The sequence below is a fragment of the Bifidobacterium erythrocebi genome (genome assembly GCF_012932675.1).
Taxonomy (GTDB): Bacteria; Actinomycetota; Actinomycetes; order Actinomycetales; family Bifidobacteriaceae; genus Bifidobacterium; species Bifidobacterium erythrocebi.
In genome coordinates this window covers 24,603-47,249 of sequence record NZ_JAAIIF010000003.1, presented here as the reverse complement: position 1 = coordinate 47,249, position 22,647 = coordinate 24,603, and the positions used below count along the sequence as shown (strand labels likewise).

Sequence of the window (22,647 nt, the reverse complement as noted above, 5' to 3'; positions counted from 1 at the left end):
GCGCGTTCGTGCCATGTATTCCGTCTGTTTCGCCTGTTCCGGCATTCGCATTATGCCGGCAATCCTGCATATATCCGGCATAAACCGGCGGAAACTATACCAGCAGATCGGCGTATTCCGTCTTCCACCGCTCCAGCTCGGCGCGCATCGCCGCCTTGCCCTCCTCCGGCGCGAAGCATGCCTCGATCGAATTGCCCGCGATAGTGGCGAGCGCCGTCACCGGCAGCCCGGTTTCGGCGAGCGCCGTGTAGTTGCGTGCGATGTATCCACCGAAATACGCGGGGTCGTCGGAGTTGACGGTGACGCGCACGCCGGCGTCGAGCAGTTGGCGGATCGGCACGTTGGCCACGTCGTCGACCACTTGCAGTCGCAGGTTCGACAGCGGGCACACGGTGAGTCCGATGCCTTCCGCCGCCACGCGTTGCACGAGCGCGGGGTCATCGACGATGCGCACGCCGTGGTCGATGCGTTCGACGTGCAGCACGTCCAGCGCCTGCCGGATGTATTCCGCCGGCCCCTCCTCGCCGGCGTGGGCGACGAGGTGCAGTCCCATGCCCGCCGCGCGCTCGTAGACCTGTTCGAACAGTTCGGGCGGGTAGCCGACTTCCGCGGAGTCCAGGCCGATTGCCAGCAGTTCGCTGGCACGGGGTGCCGCAGCGTCGAGCAGTGCCTGCGCCGATTCGACCGGCAGGTCGCGTACGACGCTGAGGATCAGCGCGGCGTCGATGCCGTATGCGTCGCGACCTCGTGCGATGCCGTCCTGCAGGCCGTCGAGCACGAGGTTGTAGTCGAGTCCGTTGTTCATGTGCACCTGCGGGTCGAAGAAGATCTCCGCGCGGCGCACCCCGTCCTCGTGCGCGTGCGTGAGGTAGGCGAACATCAGGTCGGCGAAGTCCTCGCGGGTGCGCAGCACGCTCATGAGCTGGTAGTACAGGTCGAGGAAGGATTGCAGGTCGGCGAAATGGTAGCGAGAGCGCAGATCGTCGAGTCCGTCGAACGGCAGGGTGACGCCGTTGCGTTCCGCCAGTCGCAGGGCGAGTTCCGGTTCCAGCGTGCCTTCGATATGCAGGTGGAGTTCGGTTTTGGGCAGGGTACGAAGTGCTTGCGCAGTACGGGTGCTGATGGCCATGGTGTTCCTCCTTGTACACGGGCGGCGGTGCCGTTGCGGCCTTGATGACACCGATCGTACGGCGTCTTCTTGGGAAAACCTTGAGAGCCGTCGCACTGCGGCTATCGCGATGCGACTGATTCCATGCGGCTACCGCAGCGTGGCGGCATAGGAGTTGCAACGGGCCGCGAAGCCGGAGAACACCTGGTCGGCGAGCGGCTGCAGGCGCGGATTGTATTCGGCGAAATCCTCGCGCAGTTTGGATTTGGAACCACCCGCGGCTTTCAGATCCTTGACCATGCTGGGCTCGTCCAGCCATTCCTCCAGCAGGGTCGGCGTGACTTCGAGATGGAATTGCAGACCGAGCGCCGAACCGAAGCGGAACGCCTGGTTCTTGGTGACGGCGGATCGTGCGAGCGGCTGTGCGCCTTCGGGCAGCGTGACCACGTCGTTATGCCAGTGCAGCACGTTGATGGTTTTGTCCCACATGGAGAAGTAGTCGTGCTTGTCGGTGCGTTTGATGGGGGCGAACCCGATCTCCGGCTCCTTGCCGGATTTGAGCTTTGCGCCGAGCGCCGTGGCGATGATCTGATGCCCCAGGCACACGCCCAGCACCGGCTTGTTCACGGCGATCGCGGCACGCGCCAGCTTGGCTTCGGCCTTCAGCCCCGGGTATTCGTCGAAATCCTGCGCCCCCATCGGGCCGCCCATGATCACCACGCCGGCGACCTCGTTGAAATTCGGCAGTTCCGGCTTCTTCGTCTTGGCGACGTTCACGATCCGGTACGGCAGTTCCATGTCGTCCAGACTGTCGAGGATGCGCCCTGGCTTCTCCCACGGAACATGTTGCAAAATCAACACTTGCGGCTTTGTCATATCCCCTATTGTGGCACGACCTACGTAAACGGCAAACGTTTGCTGTGTGAGCGCCGGCCGCGCACGCCCCTTGTCTGGTTTGATGCCTAGTCTTGGGAACTATGGCAAACACTCAGGAACCGCAGGATTTCAACGCTTCCGTCATGCCGAGCACGCTTGTCTCGGCGCAAGTGGCCAAGGCCGCCGCAGGACTGAAGCTGTACGATACGGCCTCGCACGCCGTAAGCACGTTCACCCCGATCAAACCAGGCGAAGTGGGCATGTATGTCTGTGGCGCGACGGTGCAGTCCTCGCCGCACATCGGCCATATCCGCGCCGCCGTGGCGTTCGACATCGTGCGCCGCTGGTTCCTCAAGCTCGGTTATCAGGTCACCTTCGTACGCAACGTGACCGATATCGACGACAAGATTCTTGACAAGGCCGCCGCCGCAGGCCAGCAGTGGTGGGCCCGCGCATACTACTACGAGCGCGAGTTCAGCCAGGCCTACGCCGACCTGGGCGTGCTGCCGCCCACCGTCGAGCCGCGTGCCACCGGCCATATGAGCGACATGATCGACATGATCCAGCGCATCATCGATAACGGCCACGCTTACGTGGTGCGCGACGACAACGGCAAGCCGACCGGCAACGTGTACTTCGATGTGGCCTCCTGGCCGCATTACGGCGAGCTGACGCACCAGAAGCAGACCGCTGTCGAGGACGAGGCCTCCAAGGTGACCGACGCGATGGGACCGTCCGTTGACAATGCGGGTGACGACAAGTACAATCCCGTCGATCCGGCCGACGCCTCCCCCGACAAGCACGATCCGCGCGATTTCGCGCTGTGGAAGGCGCCGAAGGATTCCGATCCGCTCGACGCGCGCTGGAACACCCCGTTCGGCATCGGCCGCCCGGGCTGGCATATCGAATGCTCCGCGATGAGCCACCGTTATCTGAAGGACGGTTTCGACATCCACGGCGGCGGGCTTGATCTGCGATTCCCCCACCACGAGAACGAGATGGCGCAGACCCGCGCCGCCGGCTACGATTCGGCCGCGCGTTGGATGCATTCGGCATGGGTGACCGCCAAGGGCGAGAAGATGTCGAAGTCGCTGGGCAACGGCCTGTCCGTGCCGGCCGTGCTGGCGAACAACTCCGCCTGGGTGGTGCGCTACGCGCTGGGCGGCGTGCAGTACCGCTCGATGCTGGAATGGTCCGATCAGACGCTCGCCGAGGCACAGTCCGCCTATGAGCGCGTCTCGAACTTCATCGAGCGTGCGGGCATCGCCATCGGCGAACAGCCCGGCCGCGCCGAGGTCGCTTCCGTTTCCGCCGACGCACTGCCGGCCGACTTCGTCGCCGCGATGAACGACGACATCAACGTGTCTGGTGCGACCGCCGCGATCTTCACCGCCATTCGCTCCGGCAACACGCTGCTGTCGAAGCTGGCCGATCGTGCCGATTCCGATGCCGCCAAGGCCGAGGTGCGCGAGGTGTTGCTCGCCGTACGCGCGATGCTCGATACGCTGGGCTTGGATCCGTTGGCGGAACCGTGGGTGAACGGCGGCGCCGCGGGCGGCGAGGCCGGCGAAGGGGAATCCGCCGAGCATGATGCGCTCGACGCGCTGATCTCCGAGCAGCTTACGGCGCGTGCCGAGGCCCGCAAGGCCAAGGATTTCGCCAAGGCCGACGCGATCCGTGACGCACTGAACGCGGCCGGCATCGCCATCGAGGACGGCCCCCAGGGCTCCACCTGGTCGCTGAAGTGATGTAGTTTCCGCCTCCCATACGGACTTTGCCGAAATGGTGGTCCGTTCGGTCGAATTCCGCTCTGATTTCGACCGAACGGACCGCCATTTCGTCGTTTTCGTCCGAATCGACCGCACAACGGACCGTGCCAAGCCGCCGGACGGCACGTGCCATGCCCCGATATTTCCCGCGCGGCGGCTAGACTTGGGAACATTATGGCAGCATTTAGTTCTTTGACAGACAAGCTCTCCGGCGCGTTCAAGCACCTGAAGAGCAAGGGTAAGCTTTCCGAGGCCGATATCGACGGCACCATCCGCGAGATCCGCCGCGCACTGCTCGACGCCGATGTGGCGCTCGACGTGGTCCGTTCCTTCACCGCCCGCATCCGCGAGCGCGCACTGGGCACCGAGGTCTCCCAGTCGCTCAACCCCGCGCAGCAGGTCGTCAAGATCGTCAACGAGGAGTTGACGAGTGTCCTGGGCGCAGGTGTGGATCGACCGTTGAACTTCGCGAAGAATCCGCCGACGATCATCATGCTCGCGGGTCTTCAGGGTGCCGGTAAGACCACACTGGCCGGCAAACTCGGCTACTGGCTGAAGGATTCCGGCCATACCCCGCTGCTGGTCGCGGCTGATCTGCAGCGTCCGAACGCGGTGACGCAGCTGCAGGTGGTCGGCGAACGCGCCGACGTGCCGGTGTACGCGCCGGAGAAGGGCGTGCAGTCCGACGGCGGCGAGGACGTGATGGTTCCGGGCCAGACCACCGGCGACCCGGTGAAGGTCGCCCGTGACGCGGTGGAGCTTGCCAAGCAGAAGCTGTACGACACGGTGATCATCGACACCGCCGGTCGTCTCGGCGTGGACGAGGAGCTGATGAAGCAGGCCCGCGATATCCGCGACGCCGTGCAGCCGGATGAGATTCTGTTCGTCATCGACGCGATGATCGGCCAGGATGCCGTGCAGACCGCCAAGGCCTTCGATGAGGGCGTCGATTTCACCGGCGTGGTGCTGTCCAAGCTGGATGGCGATGCCCGTGGCGGTGCGGCGCTGTCCGTGGCGTCCGTGACCGGCAAGCCGATTCTGTTCGCCTCCACCGGCGAGGGGCTGAAGGACTTCGAGGTCTTCCACCCCGACCGTATGGCGTCGCGCATCCTCGACATGGGCGACATCATGACGCTCATCGAGCAGGCGCAGAAGCAGTTCGATGAGGAGGAGGCCCGCAAGGCCGCCGAAAAGCTGTCGGCGGGTTCCTTCGGTCTGGATGATTTCCTCGACCAGCTGCAGCAGGTGCGCAAGCTCGGGCCGATGAAGAACCTGCTGGGCATGATCCCCGGCATGGCGGCCCATCGCAAGGAGCTTGAGCAGTTCGATGAGAAGGAAGTCGACCGTACCGAGGCCATCATCCGTTCGATGACTCCGGCCGAGCGCCGCGATCCGAGCATCATCGACGGTTCCCGTCGTCGCCGTATCGCCTTCGGTTCCGGCGTGACCGTCTCGCAGGTGAACGCGCTGCTGCAGCGTTTCGAGCAGGCGGCGAAGATGATGAAGCGCGTGTCCAACAACAATGGCGGCGGTCTGCCCGGTTTCGGTGGCCCGTCCATGGGCAAGAAGAACAAGAAGGGCAAGAAGAACAAGAAGGGTTCCAAGTCCGGCAATCCAATGAAGCGCGAGGCCGAGGAGAAGGCGCTGCGCGACAAGCTGGCCGGCAAGTCCTCCGGCAACGGCGGTTCCGCGTTCGCCAAGAAGCCGCAGAACCCCGCGCTTCCTGCCGGTTTGCAGGATCTGATGGGCGAGGCCGGCGAAGACGGCATGCCCGATCTGCCGCCGAATCTTGGCGGTGGCGTCGCCGGACTGTTCGGTCGCTGACGAAAGTCGGCAGCCGTTTGATAGCAATCTGACGGCAATAATCATGTGGGAGCCGGGTGGATCATTCCGCCCGGCTCCTGCCATATCGCCGCGAAATCGCCGGCGGCAATCCGCCGATACCACGGTTGCCTCACGCAGCAGCCGTTAGAATACCCAAAGACGCGCGGGCGAGCCTTCATCTCGTACTTGCCGCGCATGACGACCGATGACTGGGGGTTGTATGACGATCGCACTTGTGGTGCTGGCCGTATTGCTGTGGTGCTGGCTGTTGCTCAGCTGCTTGCCGGCGGGCGTGGAGGGCCATATGCCGATGCCGTACCTGATCGCGTTGATTCCGCTGCTGTGGGTGCCGTCGCTGGTGATGGCCGTGGTCAGCGCATGCTTCCATGCGTGGGTGCCGCTGTGCGCGTTCGTGTTGGCGGCAGCGGCATCGGTGGCGCGGCTGTGGCCGTATTGGAATCCGGCCCGTAGCCGTGCGGCACAGCGTGAAACATACTGTGAAACATCTTCCGACGGTAACGGAAACAGCAACAACGACAACGGCGGCGGCGACAAGACAACGGCGGTGCGCTCGCTGCGCATGATGACCGTGAACTGCCGGTACGGCCGCGCCAATGCGCACGACATCGTGCAGGCGGTGCGCTCACGGCACATCGATGTACTCGCTACTCAGGAGACCACCGACGATCTCATCGAACGATTGCGCGAGGCCGGGCTTGGCGATCTGCTCCCCTACCGGCAGTCCGGCACTGGCAAAACCACCGACAACGGCGGCTTCAACGTGCTGTTCAGCCGCTACCAGCCCACACGATCCTCCACCTCCATCGTGCATATCCCCGCGGCCGACGTGCCGTCGATGACCATCGACCTGCTGCCATCGCCGCAAGCGCCGGCCGGCGACGCCTACCATGTCATGCTCGCCTCGGCACACCCGAAATCCCCCATGCGCGGCTGCCCGGCATGGTCCGCCGGAATCCGCGGCCTGAGCGCGATCGCCGGCATGGCCAGCGGCGAACCGCACGGCATCGGCGTGGTGATGGGCGATCTCAACTCCTCCATCGAACACCCGAGCTTCCGCGCCCTGCTCGCCGGCGGATTCCACGACGCAAGCCGCACCCAGGCCACACGGTTCATCGCCACGTTCCCCAGCTGGCTGAAATGGCCGCATCTCGAACTCGACCACGTGCTCTTCACCGACGGCCTGAAACCGAGCGGCGTGGAATCCTTCATCATCGACGGCACCGACCATTACGCGCTCACCGCCACCCTCACACTCGACTGACGCCGGCGGCCCGTTCCACGTCCGCACCCTCGCGCTATAATGGGTCAGTTATTCGCGCGCGCGTGGCGCCCTCTACACCCCGTGCCGTGAGGAACAGTGGGTTTCGGATTCCGTGCCCCACACAGAACACGAAACGCACACCCCTAGATATACAAGGAGAGCCATTTTGGCAACCAAGATTCGTCTGAAGCGCATGGGTAAGAAGTTCTACGCGTTCTACCGCGTGGTGATCATGGATTCCCGCCAGAAGCGTGACGGCCGTGCCATCGAAGAGATCGGTACCTACAACCCGAACACCCAGCCTTCCACCATCGTCATCGATTCCGAGCGCGCCCAGTACTGGCTCGGCGTCGGCGCCCAGCCGACCGAGCAGGTTCTGAAGCTGCTGAAGATCACCGGCGATTGGCAGAAGTTCAAGGGCATCGATGGTGCTGAAGGCACCCTGAAGACCGTTGAGGCCGGCCCGGACGCCGCCGCTCGTGTCGAGGCCGTGGAAGCCGAAGCCCAGAAGCTCAAGGCCGCCAAGTCTGAAGCCGAGGCCAAGGCCAAGGCTGAGGCCGAAGCAGCTGCCGCTGCCGAAGCCGAAGCACCGGCTGAGGAAGCCGCTGAAGAAGCCCCGGCTGACGCCGAGTGAGCTGAGCCATAGCGCAAGGCAAACGAGAAAGGCTGACTGATCATGCTTGAACAGGCTGTGGAGCACCTTATTAAGAACATCGTCGATTTTCCCGACGATGTGTCGGTGAAGTCCCGCGAGAACGCACGTGGCGAAATGCTTCGCGTGCGTGTGAATCCCGAGGACATCGGTCGTGTGATCGGCCGTTCCGGCCGTACCGCCAATGCGATCCGCACGGTGGTGCAGGCGCTGAGCGACCACAAGGTCCGCGTCGACATCATGGACGTGCGCCGCTGATTCACCGCGAATCGGCGCCTCATCCGTGCCCATGAGGTAAACTGCACAGCATGGCAGATCAGAACATGCAAGAGAACCCTCGGCAGCGTGAGCTGCTGAGGGTTTGTCGTATCGGCCGCGCCCAGGGCATGAAGGGCGAGGTCACCGTACAGGTGTTCACCGACGAACCGGAATGGCGCTTCGAGCCGGGATCGGAGCTGTTCTCCAAAGACGGCGAGCAACGGTATGTGGTGGAGCGTTCGCGAACGTTCAAGAACCGCTGGATCATCAAGCTGGAGGGCTGCGACGACCGCAACGCCTCCGAAGCGCTCAACGGCACCGAGCTGTATGGCGAGGCGGACGATCCGGAAGACATGCTTGAGACCGACGAATGGTATCCGAAGGATCTCATCGGCCTTGAGGCGCGCATGGACGAGGAGAACGAGATCGGCGCGCCTGCCGGCAAGGTGATCGGCAAGGTGGTCGACGTGATCGACTCGCCCGCACAGTCGCTGTTGAAGATCCGCCTGGCGGAACCGGTCGAGACCGGCACCACCTCCGACGGCACGCCAGTCGTGGAGAAGACCACGCTGGTGCCGTTCGTGGACGAACTGGTGCCGCAGATCGATCTGGAGGAGGGATACTTGACCCTCGACCCGCCGGGAGGTCTGATTCCCGGATTGTAAAAAGATGAGGCTCCGAACGCGGTTCACAACGCTGCGTTCGGAGCCTTACTGTATTCGGTCGATTTTCTGACGGTTTTAGGCGACTTCGCCGGAAACCTTGTTCAACAGCATGCTCACGGCAAGATCGGCAAGGTGGGCGGCGATGGGCGACAGCTCCCAGTTCTCGCGGCGCACCAGCGCAAAGGTGTCGTAGATCGGGCATTCGAGCGTGGTCACATGGATGTTCGACGGGAAATGCTCGGATTGCGCCACCGCCTGCGGCACGATCGAATCGCCCAGACCGCGCGAGACCAGCGACATCGCGGCATCCACCGACTCCACCTCGATATCCGGTTCCAGCGTCACACCGAACTGCTGCGCCTGCTGGGTGAGCTGCAGTCGTGTCGGATCCTCCTCGCCATGGCGGGCATCGTATAGGATCAGCGGTTCCTTGGGCATGTCGACAAGACGCATCGGCTGCATGCACCGCTCGGGTTTGCTGCTGGCCCACAGGATCTCATGACGCATCAGCGGTTGGATGTGCAGGCCTTCGGTCGGCACCGGCAGGCACAGCAGGCCGGCCTCCAACGTACCGTTGCGCACCGCATCCGCCACCTCGAAGGAGTTCTGCCCCAGCAGCCGGATGCGCACGTTCGGGTGCGCCTCGCGGAACACCGCCGCCAGGTCGGAAAGATGGTAGTAGTTGGCGTTCTTGAGGATACCGAACGACACCGTGCCGCCTTCGCCGGTGCTCAGCGCGGTCAATGCGCTGTCCGCGCCCAGTTCGGCGTCGAGCAGCCGCTTCGCCCACGGCATCAAGGCCTGGCCCGCCGTGGTGAGCACCAGTCTGCGTCCTCTGCGCACGAACAGCGCCATGCCGTACTGATCCTCCACCTTGCGCACCAGCTCGGAGATCGTGGGCTGCGTCAGGCCCATGTACTCCGCGGCCGCGGTGAACGACCCCAGGGTCGCGGCGAGGTAGAACGCCCGTATCTGCGTAATAGTCATAGGCTAATCCTATGGGATACGAAGGATATCCACCTCTTGTACGATACAAAACTTGCGCTTAAGGTGAGCCGTGTTTTGAGCAAGCCACCCAAAGCAACGCCACAAGCAACGAGAGGAACCCACACATGACCATGGCACAGCGCACCGCAACCACCGCATCCCACACCATGCCCCGTCTCGCAACGAAGACCTTAGCCGCGCGCACAGCGGAAACAGCAACCGCGGCGGCAACCGTGAACGAGCCGGGCATCGAGCCGCAGCCCACGCGCATCGAACACGACTGCATCGGTTCGGCGGCGGTGCCGGCCAACGCCTACTGGGGCATCCACACGCTCCGCGCCATCAGCAACTTCCCCGTCTCCGGCATCACCGTGAGCGACCACCCGGAAATCATCCACGCCTACGGTACCGTGAAGCGCGCCTGCGCACGCGCCAACCGCGAGCTTGGCGGCATCGACGCCTACCAGGCCGAACTGGTCGACCGCGCCTGCGCCGACGTGATCGCCGGCAAACTCGACGACCAGTTCCCCATCGACGTGTTGCAGGGCGGTGCCGGCACCTCCACCAACATGAACGTCAACGAGGTCATTGCGAACCGTGCGCTGGAACTCGGTCACTACCCGCGCGGCGAGTACGAGATTATCCACCCGAACGACACGGTGAACAAATCCCAGTCCACCAACGACTCCTACCCCGCAGCGGCACGTCTTGCGCTCATCGAGGCCTCGCGCACGCTGATCGACAGCACCCGCAAGCTCAGCGCCTCGTTCTCCTCGCTCTCGCAGCGCACCATGACCGTGGTGAAGATCGGCCGCACGCAATTGCAGGACGCCGTACCCATGACCTTCGGCCAGGAATTCGGCGCGTTCGCCACCCAGCTCGGATCCGATGCGGCGCTGCTGGAACAGCAGCATGAGCCGCTCAGCGTGGTGAACCTGGGCGGTACTGCGATCGGCACCGGCATCTGCGCCGACGTTCGGTTCCGCGAACTTGCGGCACGTCACCTCGCCAAGCTCACCGGCCTGCCCATCCGGCCGGCGTCGGACCCGGTCGGCGCCACCTCGGATGTCAGTGATTTCGTCACCCTGTCCGGCGTGATCAAGCGCACCGCGCTGCACCTGGGCAAGATCGCCAACGACCTGCGCCTGCTGGCCAGCGGCCCGCGAGCCGGACTCGCCGAGATCCAGCTGCCGCCACGCCAGGCCGGTTCGTCGATCATGCCCGGCAAGGTGAACCCGGTGATCCCGGAATGCGTGAACCAGACCGTGTTCATGGTGATGGGCATGGATACCACCGTTTCCTACGCCGCGGAGGCCGGCCAGCTGCAGCTCAACGCGTTCGAGCCGGTGATGCTGCACGCGATGCTCACCGGCATGCACATGCTGGCCCGCGCGATGGATACGCTGCGCGAACGCTGCGTGAACGGCATCAAGGTGAACAAGGAGACCGGACTGGAGGAGGCGATGCGCTCGTCGTCGCTGGCCACGTCGCTGATCGATTATGTGGGCTATGAGAAGGCAGTGCAGATCGCCAAGGATGCGCTGGCCAAGGACATCACCGTGCGCGCCGCCGCTGACAGGGACGGCAGCATCCGCCCGGAAATCCTCGATTCGATCCTCGATCCGCGCGACCTGACCCGCGTGTACTGATATGCCGGAACCGTTCGTGCCCGCGTCGTGCCCGCGGCGCGTCAGCCGCCATCGGCATGACTAGGTGTGGCCCAGCGTGGGCGCGAACGGCGTTTGCCTGCTATTCCGCCGCTCCCGTTACTCTGGGTAACTATGAAGATCGACATCGTTTCCGTGTTCCCCGAGTATTTCGACGTATTGAACCTGAGCCTGTTCGGCAAGGCGCAAGCCAAGGGGCTCATCGAGGTGCGCACGCATAATCTGCGCGACTGGACGCATGACGTGCATCATTCCGTGGACGATACGCCGGTGGGCGGCGGTGCCGGCATGGTGATGAAGCCCGTGGTATGGGCGGAATGTCTGGATGAACTGCTGGGGCTGGAGGCCTGCGATGTTGCGGGCGTCGATATGACCGATGATGCGGGCGATACTGATGATACCGATGCCGCCGATACGTCCGCGACGACGGATGCGGGCACGGCAACCGCAGCCACGGCAGAGGCCGCTGCCGGCAAGCCCGTCCTGATCTTCCCCAATCCCTCCGCTCCCCTGTTCACCCAACGCGACGCCACCGAACTCAGCCACGCCGATCGTCTGCTGTTCGGATGCGGCCGCTATGAGGGCTACGACGCGCGAATCCCCGCCTATTACCGTGCGCGGGGCGTGGATGTGCGCGAATATTCCATCGGGGATTACGTGCTGAACGGCGGCGAGGTCGCCACGTCGGTGATGCTTGAGGCGATCACCCGCCTGATTCCCGGATTCATGGGCAACCCCGAGTCGATCGTCGAGGAATCGTATACGGGCGAGGGCGCGTTGCTGGAACATCGCCAGTACACCAAGCCGGCGCAGTGGCGCGGCCTGCACGTGCCGGACGTGCTGCTGTCCGGCGATCACGGCAAGGTCGACCGGTTCCGCCGTGACGAGGCACTGGCACGCACCAACGAAATCCGCCCCGATCTGATCGAGGAGCTTGATTGCAGGGCGCTCGACAAGGCGGATCGCAAAACCCTGATGGCGCTTGGCTGGGAAGTCAGCGGCGAGCACCCGCGCAAACGCGGCTAGTCGGCGCTGTTTTCGCTTTCGCGCTGGTCTTCGGGTTCCGTATCTTCGGAATCCGTGCTTTCGACATCGGCGGAAACCGCTTCGATATAGAACACGGCGGTCTCGCCGTACGTACGCGATTGGGTGATCTCCCAGCCGGCAGGTGCCGCGGGCTCGCTGGAGCGGGCGGACCGTTCAAGCACGATCACGCTGTGCGCGTTCACCCAACCGTTCTCGGCCAAGGCCGCCAGAAGCTGATTACAGTCCTCCGTGGCGAAGATGTACGGAGGGTCGATGAACACCACATCGTATGGCGCATTCGCGGTGCCGGCCGCCACGGCCTCGGCCTTCCTGACCAGCACCTGCGCACGCAGATCGGACGACCATGACCGGTTGCGTTTGAGCTGCGCCATGGTCTTTCCTATCAACGCCGCGGCCGGCCGCGAAGCCTCCACGGCGGTCAGCTCACGGGCACCGCGGCTCAACGCCTCGATTCCCAAGGCACCGGTGCCGGCGAACAGATCGAGCACCCGCGCATCGTCCAGCACACCCCACGAATCCAGGTGGGAGAAAATCGCCTCTTTCGTGCGATCGGTGGTGGGTCTGGTCCCCTGCTTCGGCGTGGCCAACGCCATGCCCTTGAATCGTCCTGAAATCACGCGCATACGCCTTAGCCTACAAGGCGGGAAGAACCAGGAGCCGACCGGCCGGCGGGCACCGCGTCAGTTGCTGGCCGACCGGCTGGTCAGTTGCTGGTCAGGAACTCCTCATTGCCTCGGGTGAAGTCCAGAACGGCGCCGGCAAGCTGCACGCTTTCCTTCAGTTCCGGGTCCTGTGCCAGCATCCGCTCGGCGCGGGACCGTGCATCGACGATCAGCTCGGCGTCCTTGACCACACGCAGCAGCTTCAGGCTCGAATGCGTGCCCGACTGCGTATCGCCCAGCACGTCGCCGGCACCACGGAATTCCAGATCGGCCTGGGCGATTTCCGCACCGTCAAGCGAATCGTGGATGACCTCAAGCCTCGATTCGGCGGTCGAACCGGGCTCCGCACGGGAGATCAGGAACGCCCAGCTATCGGTGCCGCCTCGCCCCACGCGCCCACGCAGCTGGTGCAGCTGGCTCAGTCCGTACCGATCGGCGTCGAAAATCACCATGCAGCTGGCCTGCTTCACATCCACACCGACCTCGATCACGGTGGTGCAGACCAGCACCGGCGTCTTGCCCGAAGCGAAATCGGCCATGACCTGCGTCTTGACATCGTCCTTGTCGCGACCGGTCAGCGTGGCGAACGCGATGCCTTGGAACTGCGGCAGTTTTTGCAAGCGATCCGCGATTTCCGTAACGGTATGGAGCGGCGGACGCTGCTGCGGCGTCTCATCGTCGACGGCATAGGGGTCGAGCACCGCGCCGTTCGCGCCATCGCCTTCCCCGCTTTGCCGCCCCGTCTCGCCTGCGGACGGGTCGTCGATGCGCGCGCACACGATATAGGCCCGCTCCCCCGCGTCGATGCGCGCACGGATGTGCGAAAACATATTCGCCATGGTGTGCCCGTCCGCCTCGTTAATCACGAAGGTGCGGATCGGCTTGCGCCCGCCCGGCAGCTCGGTGAGCCACGAGATGTCCAGATCACCGAACCAGGTCATGGCCGCGGTACGCGGAATCGGTGTGGCGGTCATGACCAGCATGTGCGGGGTACTGCCGTCCGCCGGCTTGGATTGCAGGCTTTCTCGCTGTTCCACGCCGAAGCGGTGCTGTTCGTCGATGACCACCAACGCAAGATTGGAAGCCTGGAAGGTGGTGGAGAACGCGGCATGCGTGGCGACGATGATGCCCGGTTCGCCGCTTGCCGCAATGGCATGGGCCTTGCGGCGGGCGGCCAGCTTCATGCCGCCGGTGATCAGGGTGACGGGGATGGCCTGGGAACGCAGCCCCTCCACCATGGCTCGGATGGTTTCCGCATGCTGTTCGGCAAGCACTTGGGTGGGGGCAACCAGCACGGCCTGATGCCCTGCTTCGACGGCCTGCAGCATGGCCGCGACCGCCACTACGGTCTTGCCGGAGCCGACTTCGCCCTGCAGCAAGCGCTGCATGGGGTGACTCTGCGCCATGTCGGCACGGATATCTGCGATGACCTGCCGCTGCCCTTCGGTGAGCTGGAACGGCAGGGAAGCGATGAACCGTTCCACCAGCCCGTCATCGTGATCGCCGCCCGTACAGGGGTGAGCGGATGCGCCGCCGTTGGCTCGTCTGGCCTGCAACAGCGCGGTCTGGCAGATGAACGCCTCCTCGTAACGCAGGGTGGCTATGCCTTGGTGGAATGCCTGCACGGATGACGGGTCATGGATGGCGCGGAACGCCTCGGCACGATGCATAAGACCGCGTTCCGTCCGGATCTGTTCGGGAAGGATGTCGGGAATGGCTTCGGCCAGCGTTCCGGCGAACCGTTCCTCGTCTTCGTCACTCATCACCGCGATGCTGTCGGTACCGGGGGCTGCCATGTCACGCCCTCCCAACATCCACAGCAGGCCGGTGATGGTCTCATGGATGCGTTCGCTCGACAGTCGTGCGGACGCATGGTACACGGGCCGTGGGCGGCAGACTCGGGCCAATCCCTCTTCGGCCGTGGAAACATCATAGGATCGCGTACGACGCGGGGCGCCTGCCGCCGGTTCGGCACCATCCGCCGGTTCCTGCTGCTCGGCGGCAGGTGCCACGGTGACGATATCCGGGTGCGTGAACTGCAACTGGCCCATGTATTCGCCGGGAACACCGCTGGCGATTACCTGCGTTCCCTCGGCCAATCGCATGGCCATCCAATCGACGTACCCCCTGCGCCCCGAGAAGAACACCAGACGGGCCACACCGCCCGGAACCTTGCGCGTGGCAGCGAAGTCGGCGTCATCCACCACCGCTTCGAGACGATACCCGCGTCTGGCGTTCATCGGAATGATGCGGCATTGACGCACGGTGGCCGCGAACGCCATGGCCTGCCCCGGGCTGGCTTCGCGGATGGCACGCGGCGGCACCGGGTCGGTCACGCGGAACGGATAGTAGGTCAGCGCGTCGTTGACGCTGACGATGCCGAATGATTTGAGCGTGGACACCCGCCGTTTGTTGCTGAGCAGCGAGCTGAGAGGTGTGTCCAACGAAATACTCATGGAGCCCATATTATCCGTACCGTGCAGACCTCTCGCAGACAACCGTTCGGGCAAGGCGACTGTGCCAGCACGAACGGAGAGGCGTTCAGATAAAGCAAAACCCCGCCGAGCAGAACACTCGAACGGGGTTTAACGCGATGTATCTCGCACTCACGCGGCCACGCGCTGAACCTTGCCGGCCTTGAGGCACTTGACGCACACGCGGACGCGAACGTTTTCGCCGTCAACGGTGGTGTGCACCGGCTGGAGGTTCGGGCGGAAGGTGCGCTTGTTGCGGATATGCGAATGGGACACGGTGTATCCGACCTGCGGACCCTTGCCACACACTGCACAACGAGCTGCCATGATGGTCTCCCTACGTTTACATTGACTTGCAAGTCTGCGTAATTCAGACGTACGTTGCCGAACGGCTGAACACACAACTTCTCAACTATACAACCAGCCCTGACAATTGGCAAATATGCCGCGCATCCCCACCAAACCGCAGGGAGGCGTCGGCACCGAGGAACTGCGGGGCCTGTTCGCCGAGCGCATAGGATTCCCACCTGGCTTCCAGCTTGCGCTCGTAGAATCTTGAAAAATTCGGATTGCACGGCATCCCATATCAAGGAGGATATTATGCGACTGAGCAGCATCATCTCCGACCGCGCCAAAAGCGCGGCCGATAAGCCCACGGTGATCTCGCTGGGGCAGGTGTGGATGGACATCATGCTGGACGTGGACGAAATGCCGCAGACCGGCGATTTCGCGGTGACCAGGAACACCAAGCCCACCCCGGGCGGCAGTTACCGCATACTCGACGCCGCCAGCCGCATGGGCGTCCGGGCACAGCACGCGGGCATCATCGGTGACGGCATCTGGGCGATGGCCGTCAGGACGGTGCTCAAGCGGGCCGGCATCGAGCATATCGGCCCCGATCTCGACGACGTGGATTCGGGGTTCCGTCTCGTCTTCAAGGACGAGGAGGAACGCAAGACCTATATCGCGCATTACGGCGCGGAAACGCTGGGCGACGAGCATACCTTCGACGCCATCAAGCCTGCCAGCGGCACCGTGGTGCATATCAGCGGCAACACCTTGCTGAATCAGACCGCCGTCGGGCTTGACGGGTTCCTGCGCCGTGCCGGCACCGATCCCAAGCAACGCGACTGGACGCTGGTACTCAATTCCACCAATGCGCTGAATCAGGTGAGTGACAAGCTCATCGAGGATCTGGTGCTCGCACGCCCCATCTGGTCCTGCAACCGGCAGGAGGCCGAGACGTTGGCGGATCGCATGGGCGTGCATATCGACGACAGCGCGACCATGACCGTTGGCGGCGGGTTCGACGAATCCATGCGGCTGCTGTGCGACGAACTCGGCAATGCCTTGCGCGCGCCGCTGGTGGTACGCGCCGGGTCGAGGGGTGCGTGGGTACGCAAGCCCGGCGGCGACGTGGAGCATATCGAGGGCTTCCCCACCAAGGCGGTGCACACCCGTTCCGCCGGCTCATGCCATACGGGGGTGATGTGCGCCATGCTTGCGAAGGGCTGGTCTCTGGCCGATTCCGTTCGCATCGCCAATGCCGCCGCATCGCTGGCCATTCAGCATAATGACGGCGGCGTGCCGGTATGCCCAAGCTATGAGGAGACGATGGCGCTGTTCGAGGAGTAGGGCGCGTAGCGGCACGGCGACCGTAGAATAGCGGTGTACGCAAGCTGAAGGAGTGACGGCAGTGGGCAACATCATCGACTACGCGCGCGAGGAGCGCCGTTCGTTCGAGGAACTTCCGTTCAACGAGGTGGACGCCCTGATTCTGGCGCAACTGGCATATGAGGACATTCCGCAGCTTGTTCCCGATCTGGACGCCGAGCAGGAGGCGTACGGCACGTTCCTTGGCAGAGTACGCCACTTCCCGTTGGATCGGCACGACCCGCGCCGATCCCTTCGGGCGCTAGTCCGCACGCCCTTCTCCGACATCACGCTCAAGCAGATGGACGAGGTGCTGCACGGCGGTGCCGACAACGCCTGCCGGCACCAGGTGCACGCCGTCAACTTCACCGATCCCGCGATCACCCATTCGTTCGTACGCACCGTAGCCGCCAATCCACGCTTCTCCGGGCTGCATGTGGGCGCCTTCGCGGAGCGTTTCGACACGGCCGAGCAAACGCAGACCGCGGCGGTCACCTTCCTGCTGCCGGACGGCACGCTGGTGCTGTCGTTCCGAGGCACCGACGATTCGCTGGTGGGTTGGAAGGAGGACTTCAACATGGCCTTCCAATACCCGGTCCCCTCGCAATGCATGGCTGCGGAATACGTGAGCGCCGTGGCGAAGCTCTGGCCCGGCGATATGATCCTGACCGGCCATTCGAAGGGCGGCAATTCGGCGGTGTATGCGGCGATGAACGTGCCGAACAAGGTCCGCAAGCGCATCACCGCCGTGTATTCGCTCGACGGCCCCGGTTTCCCCGAGCATGTGGTGACGAGCGAACCGTATCTGTCCACGGTGAGCAAGGTGCATAAGATCGTACCCGACTCGTCGATTATCGGCATGGTGCTGGAAACGCCGGAGCCGTGTGTGGTGGTCAAGGCCGACTGCGAGGGCATCATGCAGCATTTCGCCTTCGCCTGGCAGGTGGAAGGGGACGCCTTCGTGCGCGTGGATGATATCGCACCCAGCTCGCATACGTTCAATTCGTCGTTCAATCGTTGGATGACGGGGCTGAGCCGCGAGGAACGCGAGCATGCCGTCGACGCGCTGTTCCAGGTGATCCATGCCAGCGGCGCCACCACCTTCTCCGGCCTCATCGCCTCCATGCCATTGTCCCTGCCCAGTATGATCGGCGCGATCGTGGGGTTGACGCCCGACGAGCGCAAGCACTTGTTGGAGGCCATGCGCATGCTGGTGGCGGCGGCCACGGCTCGCAATCGAAATATCACCAGATAGTCCCAACAACTAGTATGATTGGTGCCTAGTTATGATAACTCAATGGACACATTGTTAAAAGGAGCAACGATGCCCCGTCCTCGTCTTGATTGCGACACCCCGTCGGCCATGCAACGCATGATCGACACCTTCTGGCAGCTACTGAGCGAACGCAAATACCGAAACATCACCGTCACCGATATCGTCCGCAAGGCGAACGTGAATCGCAATTCGTTCTACTATCATTTCAACAAACTCGACGATCTTGCCTATCGCGCCATTCATGATGAGGTGAACCGCTCCCCGTTGGCGCAGAGCGGCGGCGCAGGCAAGGTGCCCGACCTGCAGCATTGGCGCAAGCACGTCGGCGAGCTCATCTCCACCGAGGAGGAACGCAAGCGCACGGCCCGACTGACCATGATCGTCGGTCCGAACACCGACCCCGTACTCTACCAGGCGTTCCACGACAACGAGCGTGAGGCTCTGCTGGAGGTGCTGTCGCGCGAACCCGAGGACGTCGATCCGCGCACCGACCTCATGATGGACTTCATCGTCGGCGGCATCATGGGCATTTTGAACCGGTGGCTGCACATGAGCGAGACGCATGGCAGCGAAGTGCTTGCCGACAAAGATGCCACTGCGATCGCCACCAGGGTGTACGACCTGCTGTTGGAGAACTGCCTGCCGTCGGGCAAGCCTGCCGGAAAGGCCGGCGAATAGCGCTCGAAGCATCGCCGCGCATCACGGACTCTACGAATACCAATTGAGGCGTGTGCCCGGTTTCCCGGGCGCACGCCTCAATCATCTTCATTCGCTCCTACGGCTTGCAGCCGCATCGCCGGGCGTATTGCCGTCCGCTCAGCGCAGCACGCCCTCGATCAGACGGGTGATGAGCTCGGTGTAGCCGATGCCGGAAGCCTCCCAGGCCTTGGGATACATGGAGATCGGGGTGAATCCCGGCATGGTGTTGATTTCGTTGACCATCACGGTGCCATCCGGGGTGACGAACGTGTCGACGCGGCTCAGACCCGCGCCGTCGACCGCGGCGAAGGCGCGACGTGCCACATCGCGCACATCCTCCAGCACGCTCACAGGGAGGTTCGCCGGCACCTCCACATGCGATGCGGAGGAATCCATGTACTTGGAGTCAAAATCGTAGAACTGATCATCGCCCTGATCGCGGTGGTCCAGCACGATCTCGCCGGGCCAGCTGGCCTCGGGCTCGTCGCCGGGCGCGGCGCACAGCACGGCGCATTCGATCTCGCGCGCATCGATGCCCTGCTCGATGAGCACCTTCCAGTCATGCTTGCCGGCTTCGGCCACTGCGGCTCCCAGGTCGGCGATCCGCGCCTGCTCGTCGTCGTTCTGCTCGACCTTGGTCACACCGAAGCTGGATCCGGCGCGCGACGGCTTGACGAACAGCGGGTACTCCAGCTTGGCCTTCTTCACAGCCTCGTACGCCGATTCGCCCGTGGCACGGCGAGCGTCGACCATGACGCCGGGCGCGGTGGGGATGCCCGCCGCATTCAGCACGATCTTGGTGTAATGCTTGTCCATGCAGGCCGCGGATGCGAACACGCCGCACCCGACGTACGGCACGCCCATCATTTCCAGCAGGCCCTGCACGGTGCCGTCCTCGCCGTACACGCCGTGCAGCACGGGGAATACGGCATCGATATGGCCAAGGGAGATCACGTGGTCCGGCTGGTCGGGATCATCCGCGAAGAAGCCGTCCTGGCCACGGGAGACGTCCAGCGTGACTGCGCGCGACCCGGGCATGGCGACGACCTCCGGCAGCTTGCCGCCGTCAAGGTTCCAACCGCGCGGGTCCTCGCCGCCGACGATCCACTGGCCGGTTTTGGTGATGCCCACGGGGACCACGTCGAAGCGGTCGGTGTCGATCGCGTTCAGTACGCCGGCAGTGGAGATGCAGGAGATGGAATGCTCGTCGGCGCGACCGCCGTACAGCACCATGATGCGTTTCTTAGCCATATTCCTTTCGTTCCTTTCACTCGGCGGTGATGTTGCCGTCGAAGAGCTGCGCCAGCATGTCGGCGCAGGAGATGCCTTCTTCAAGTACACGGTTCATGGCGCTGGCCAGCGGAGTGGGAACGCCGTACTGCTTGCCCAATGCCACCACGGCTGCCGTGGTCGGCACGCCCTCGGCGACGCCGTTGCTCACCTTGGCCGCCTCGTCGGGGCTCATGCCCTTGCCCAGGTTGGAACCGAAGGTGTAGTTGCGGCTCAGCGGGGAACCGCAGGTGGCGATGAGATCGCCCACGCCGGCCAGGCCGGCGAACGTCTTCGGGTCGGCCCCGGCGGCCTCTCCCAACGCGGTGAGTTCCGCCAGTCCGCGGGTCTCGATCATGGCCGCGGTGTTCTCGCCGTAGCCGGCGCCACGGGCCATGCCCACGGCGAGCGCGACCACGTTCTTCAGGCTGCCGCACATTTCCAGACCAATCACGTCGGTGGTGATGAACGCCTTGAAATAGTCGGTGGTGCAGGCACGGGCGACCTTTTCCGCATTGTCGAGATTCGCGCAGCCGACCACGGTAGCCGCCGGCTGACGCATGGCGATCTCCTTCGACAGGTTCGGACCGGATACGGCCGCGAAATGCTCGGCGTCCAGGTCGAGCGATTCGCGCACGACCTCGTCCATGCGCTTGTTGGTGCCGCGTTCGATGCCCTTCATCAGGCTCACCACGATCGCGTCCTGCGGGATCAGGCCCTTGAAATCGGCCAGGGCCACGCGGGCGAACTGGGCGGCGATGGCCACCACGATGATCTCGGCATCCTTGACGGCTTCGGCGCGATCGCCGGTGGCGGTCATGTTGGCGGGCAGCTGTTCCACTACGGGAAGGCGCACACCATTATGGTGATGGTCGCGGATGCCTTCCACGATTTCCGGCTCGATGGCCCACATGGTCACATCGTTGCCGGCATCGGCGAGCACCTGCCCGAAGGCGGTGCCCCATGCACCGGCGCCCAGCACGGTCACATTTGTCATTGATCTACTTCCTTATCTTGCGCGCAAACGGTATTGACGATACATCTGTTCTAGGTCATGCGGAACCGGCATGGCGGCCGTCATGAGTCCGTGTTCCGGCGGATCAGTCGGTGACCCGCTTCATCGTGCGGAAATCCCAATAGCCTTCCGGTGCCTTCTCGCCGCGGATCTCTTCCATGATCTGCGTCATGCGCACGCGGATGCGGCGGGTGAGCTCGTCGGCGTCCTGTTCACTTGGCCATTCGCCCCATGAATCCTGGTGTTCCAGCAGATCCGAGTAGTCGAGCCGGGTGTCGTAGCACATCACCACGTTCTTGCGCGGCCACGGCCACCACTGGTTGATGCTTGCGGCGCCCCATGTCACCGCGCAGAACAGCGGGATCTGCTTGCCAGTTCGGCGCGAGGCCTCCAGCGCGATGATGCCCACACCGTTCTTCATGCTCATGGGCCATTTCTGCGGGTCGCGGGTCAGGGTGCCTTCGGGCCAGACGGTGAGCGGGCGTCCGGAGGTGAGGATTTCGACGGAGGTCTCTTCGATGGCGCGGGCCTGGCCGCTGCGTCGGCGCACCGGCTGCAGGCCGACGGCCTGGAACCATTTGCCGATCACGGGCCATTTCGCCATTTCGGCCTTGGCCATATAGCGCGGGCGCCGTCCTTGATGGAACAGGGACACCATCGGCACGAACACGTCGTACATGGTCACGTGCGTGGCCGCGGTGATGAAGGGGCCGGTTTGCGGAACGTTTTCCAATCCCCATGCGCGCACCTTGCTGCGGTTGCGCAGCACGATGTCGCAACCGGTGAGCAGACGCCGGGTCGCTTTGGGGTTCTGGGCGGCGATTTCCGCCTCGTTGACGGTGCGCGGCTCATTTGGCAGATCGTGCAGGGGTTCCACAAGATGATGCCGCTGTGCGAGCCGGGCGACTTGTTCGTCGCTGAGCGGCTTGACCGCCGAACGCGGCGAGGGTTTTCCTTTGGATGCCATGGTCTCTATTGTGCATCAGGCACTAAACGTCGCTGCGAGAAGAGGCGCCGTCTGGCCCTCCTCTTTTCCGGGAAGGCCGGCACCGATACGCTCCCATTCGACAAGCCCCTGCTCGTTGGCCGTGCGCTCCGGCCTACGCCCGGCATTGCGCTCCGGCTCCGAAGCGCCGAGCAGGCCGGCGATGCGGTTCTGCAGGAAGCTGATCTGCTGCGCCTGCTGATAGATGATGAGGTCGCGCACGTCGAATATCTCGCGTTCCTTCTTGTTGTCACTGACCGCCGCGAACGCCGCATTGGCGATGTCGTAGCTGTCCAGCAACGCCTGCATGTTCACGCGCTCGGATTCCCTGCGTCCTTCGGCGCTTCCCGTGGCCGCGCTGTTCAGCAGTCCTTCGCGCTCGATGGCGGCGTCCACGATGGATTTCGTGGTCTTCCACCGGGCGATGCAACGCTCGACGCGCTTCTCCCCGATCAGCATCGGGTCCAGGCCTGCCTCAC

Annotated in this window: 21 protein-coding genes; 11 read left to right on the top strand and 10 right to left on the bottom strand. The window is 63.9% G+C overall.

From position 1 onward, the window contains the following. Positions 1-94 precede the first annotated feature (94 nt). Both G1C98_RS00865 and G1C98_RS00860 read right to left on the bottom strand, forming a co-directional pair. A complete protein-coding gene (locus G1C98_RS00865; protein WP_169078355.1) occupies positions 95-1,129 on the bottom strand; it encodes an adenosine deaminase in 1,035 nt (344 codons plus the stop codon). 129 nt (positions 1,130-1,258) lie between these two features. Beyond that, entirely contained in the window at positions 1,259-1,984 is a 726-nt protein-coding gene (locus tag G1C98_RS00860) for a type 1 glutamine amidotransferase (protein WP_169078353.1), read from the bottom strand. 101 nt (positions 1,985-2,085) lie between these two features. On the opposite strand from G1C98_RS00860, the gene cysS reads away from it, so the two are divergent. The 6 genes from cysS to rimM all read left to right on the top strand — a co-directional run bounded on the left by cysS (position 2,086) and on the right by rimM (position 8,434). After that, positions 2,086-3,732 (top strand): cysteine--tRNA ligase, encoded by a 1,647-nt coding sequence (gene cysS / locus G1C98_RS00855; RefSeq protein ID WP_169078351.1) that lies wholly within the window; start codon positions 2,086-2,088, stop codon positions 3,730-3,732. A 195-nt stretch (positions 3,733-3,927) separates the two neighbouring features. Continuing rightward, a complete protein-coding gene (ffh, locus tag G1C98_RS00850; protein WP_169078349.1) occupies positions 3,928-5,577 on the top strand; it encodes a signal recognition particle protein in 1,650 nt (549 codons plus the stop codon). A 220-nt stretch (positions 5,578-5,797) separates the two neighbouring features. Further along, positions 5,798-6,859 (top strand): endonuclease/exonuclease/phosphatase family protein, encoded by a 1,062-nt coding sequence (locus G1C98_RS00845; RefSeq protein WP_169078347.1) that lies wholly within the window; start codon positions 5,798-5,800, stop codon positions 6,857-6,859. Positions 6,860-7,025: 166 nt separating this feature from the next. After that, positions 7,026-7,493 carry a 30S ribosomal protein S16 gene (rpsP, locus tag G1C98_RS00840; RefSeq protein WP_169078345.1) on the top strand — a complete coding sequence of 156 codons (468 nt, stop codon included), beginning with the start codon at positions 7,026-7,028 and terminating at the stop codon, positions 7,491-7,493. 42 nt (positions 7,494-7,535) lie between these two features. Next, a complete protein-coding gene (locus tag G1C98_RS00835; protein ID WP_003827435.1) occupies positions 7,536-7,769 on the top strand; it encodes an RNA-binding protein in 234 nt (77 codons plus the stop codon). Between the two features lie 50 nt (positions 7,770-7,819). Next, on the top strand, positions 7,820-8,434 hold the full coding sequence (rimM, locus tag G1C98_RS00830; RefSeq protein WP_169078343.1) for a ribosome maturation factor RimM: 615 nt from the start codon (positions 7,820-7,822) through the stop codon (positions 8,432-8,434). Between the two features lie 75 nt (positions 8,435-8,509). Here rimM and G1C98_RS00825 read toward each other — a convergent pair whose 3' ends face one another. Then, positions 8,510-9,421 carry a LysR family transcriptional regulator gene (locus tag G1C98_RS00825; protein WP_169078341.1) on the bottom strand — a complete coding sequence of 304 codons (912 nt, stop codon included), beginning with the start codon at positions 9,419-9,421 and terminating at the stop codon, positions 8,510-8,512. Between the two features lie 125 nt (positions 9,422-9,546). On the opposite strand from G1C98_RS00825, the gene G1C98_RS00820 reads away from it, so the two are divergent. Together G1C98_RS00820 and trmD are read left to right on the top strand one after the other, a co-directional pair. Beyond that, positions 9,547-11,070: an aspartate ammonia-lyase gene (locus G1C98_RS00820; protein WP_205831819.1), complete on the top strand. Its 1,524-nt coding sequence runs from the start codon at positions 9,547-9,549 to the stop codon at positions 11,068-11,070. A gap of 132 nt (positions 11,071-11,202) precedes the next feature. After that, positions 11,203-12,114 (top strand): tRNA (guanosine(37)-N1)-methyltransferase TrmD, encoded by a 912-nt coding sequence (gene trmD / locus G1C98_RS00815; RefSeq protein WP_169078339.1) that lies wholly within the window; start codon positions 11,203-11,205, stop codon positions 12,112-12,114. On the opposite strand, the gene rsmD is transcribed toward trmD, so the two are convergent. The 3 genes from rsmD to rpmB all read right to left on the bottom strand — a co-directional run bounded on the left by rsmD (position 12,111) and on the right by rpmB (position 15,598). Then, entirely contained in the window at positions 12,111-12,758 is a 648-nt protein-coding gene (rsmD, locus tag G1C98_RS00810) for a 16S rRNA (guanine(966)-N(2))-methyltransferase RsmD (RefSeq protein WP_169078337.1), read from the bottom strand. The two genes, trmD and rsmD, sit on opposite strands and share 4 nt — an antisense overlap. Positions 12,759-12,838: 80 nt before the next feature. Further along, positions 12,839-15,253 carry an ATP-dependent DNA helicase RecG gene (locus tag G1C98_RS00805; protein WP_169078335.1) on the bottom strand — a complete coding sequence of 805 codons (2,415 nt, stop codon included), beginning with the start codon at positions 15,251-15,253 and terminating at the stop codon, positions 12,839-12,841. Positions 15,254-15,403: 150 nt separating this feature from the next. Next, the gene (rpmB, locus tag G1C98_RS00800) at positions 15,404-15,598 is read right to left on the bottom strand and encodes a 50S ribosomal protein L28 (protein ID WP_003827419.1); all 195 of its coding nucleotides are present in this window, start codon (positions 15,596-15,598) and stop codon (positions 15,404-15,406) included. A 273-nt stretch (positions 15,599-15,871) separates the two neighbouring features. Between rpmB and G1C98_RS00795 the strand changes: the two genes are divergently transcribed. From G1C98_RS00795 to G1C98_RS00785, 3 genes are all read left to right on the top strand, one after another. After that, positions 15,872-16,906 carry a PfkB family carbohydrate kinase gene (locus G1C98_RS00795; protein ID WP_169078333.1) on the top strand — a complete coding sequence of 345 codons (1,035 nt, stop codon included), beginning with the start codon at positions 15,872-15,874 and terminating at the stop codon, positions 16,904-16,906. A gap of 61 nt (positions 16,907-16,967) precedes the next feature. Next, positions 16,968-18,179: a DUF2974 domain-containing protein gene (locus G1C98_RS00790; RefSeq protein WP_169078331.1), complete on the top strand. Its 1,212-nt coding sequence runs from the start codon at positions 16,968-16,970 to the stop codon at positions 18,177-18,179. A gap of 69 nt (positions 18,180-18,248) precedes the next feature. Next, entirely contained in the window at positions 18,249-18,878 is a 630-nt protein-coding gene (locus G1C98_RS00785) for a TetR/AcrR family transcriptional regulator (RefSeq protein WP_169078329.1), read from the top strand. A 138-nt stretch (positions 18,879-19,016) separates the two neighbouring features. Here G1C98_RS00785 and G1C98_RS00780 read toward each other — a convergent pair whose 3' ends face one another. The 4 genes from G1C98_RS00780 to G1C98_RS00765 form a co-directional block, all read right to left on the bottom strand. Next, positions 19,017-20,150: a D-alanine--D-alanine ligase family protein gene (locus G1C98_RS00780; protein ID WP_169078327.1), complete on the bottom strand. Its 1,134-nt coding sequence runs from the start codon at positions 20,148-20,150 to the stop codon at positions 19,017-19,019. A 16-nt stretch (positions 20,151-20,166) separates the two neighbouring features. Then, positions 20,167-21,165, bottom strand: a complete 999-nt coding sequence (locus G1C98_RS00775) for an NAD(P)H-dependent glycerol-3-phosphate dehydrogenase (protein WP_169078325.1) — start codon at positions 21,163-21,165, stop codon at positions 20,167-20,169. A gap of 103 nt (positions 21,166-21,268) precedes the next feature. Next, positions 21,269-22,150 (bottom strand): lysophospholipid acyltransferase family protein, encoded by an 882-nt coding sequence (locus G1C98_RS00770; RefSeq protein ID WP_169078323.1) that lies wholly within the window; start codon positions 22,148-22,150, stop codon positions 21,269-21,271. Positions 22,151-22,165: 15 nt separating this feature from the next. After that, positions 22,166-22,627 carry a hypothetical protein gene (locus tag G1C98_RS00765; protein WP_169078321.1) on the bottom strand — a complete coding sequence of 154 codons (462 nt, stop codon included), beginning with the start codon at positions 22,625-22,627 and terminating at the stop codon, positions 22,166-22,168. Positions 22,628-22,647: the final 20 nt, after the last annotated feature.

Coding starts and splice junctions, on each gene's coding strand:
- G1C98_RS00865 (WP_169078355.1), bottom strand. CDS start 1,129: ATGGCCATCAGCACCCGTACTGCGCAAGCACTTCGTACCCTGCCCAAA.
- G1C98_RS00860 (WP_169078353.1), bottom strand. CDS start 1,984: ATGACAAAGCCGCAAGTGTTGATTTTGCAACATGTTCCGTGGGAGAAG.
- cysS (WP_169078351.1), top strand. CDS start 2,086: ATGGCAAACACTCAGGAACCGCAGGATTTCAACGCTTCCGTCATGCCG.
- ffh (WP_169078349.1), top strand. CDS start 3,928: ATGGCAGCATTTAGTTCTTTGACAGACAAGCTCTCCGGCGCGTTCAAG.
- G1C98_RS00845 (WP_169078347.1), top strand. CDS start 5,798: ATGACGATCGCACTTGTGGTGCTGGCCGTATTGCTGTGGTGCTGGCTG.
- G1C98_RS00835 (WP_003827435.1), top strand. CDS start 7,536: ATGCTTGAACAGGCTGTGGAGCACCTTATTAAGAACATCGTCGATTTT.
- rimM (WP_169078343.1), top strand. CDS start 7,820: ATGGCAGATCAGAACATGCAAGAGAACCCTCGGCAGCGTGAGCTGCTG.
- G1C98_RS00825 (WP_169078341.1), bottom strand. CDS start 9,421: ATGACTATTACGCAGATACGGGCGTTCTACCTCGCCGCGACCCTGGGG.
- G1C98_RS00820 (WP_205831819.1), top strand. CDS start 9,547: ATGACCATGGCACAGCGCACCGCAACCACCGCATCCCACACCATGCCC.
- trmD (WP_169078339.1), top strand. CDS start 11,203: ATGAAGATCGACATCGTTTCCGTGTTCCCCGAGTATTTCGACGTATTG.
- rsmD (WP_169078337.1), bottom strand. CDS start 12,758: ATGCGCGTGATTTCAGGACGATTCAAGGGCATGGCGTTGGCCACGCCG.
- G1C98_RS00805 (WP_169078335.1), bottom strand. CDS start 15,253: ATGAGTATTTCGTTGGACACACCTCTCAGCTCGCTGCTCAGCAACAAA.
- rpmB (WP_003827419.1), bottom strand. CDS start 15,598: ATGGCAGCTCGTTGTGCAGTGTGTGGCAAGGGTCCGCAGGTCGGATAC.
- G1C98_RS00795 (WP_169078333.1), top strand. CDS start 15,872: ATGCGACTGAGCAGCATCATCTCCGACCGCGCCAAAAGCGCGGCCGAT.
- G1C98_RS00785 (WP_169078329.1), top strand. CDS start 18,249: ATGCCCCGTCCTCGTCTTGATTGCGACACCCCGTCGGCCATGCAACGC.
- G1C98_RS00780 (WP_169078327.1), bottom strand. CDS start 20,150: ATGGCTAAGAAACGCATCATGGTGCTGTACGGCGGTCGCGCCGACGAG.
- G1C98_RS00775 (WP_169078325.1), bottom strand. CDS start 21,165: ATGACAAATGTGACCGTGCTGGGCGCCGGTGCATGGGGCACCGCCTTC.
- G1C98_RS00770 (WP_169078323.1), bottom strand. CDS start 22,150: ATGGCATCCAAAGGAAAACCCTCGCCGCGTTCGGCGGTCAAGCCGCTC.
- G1C98_RS00765 (WP_169078321.1), bottom strand. CDS start 22,627: ATGCTGATCGGGGAGAAGCGCGTCGAGCGTTGCATCGCCCGGTGGAAG.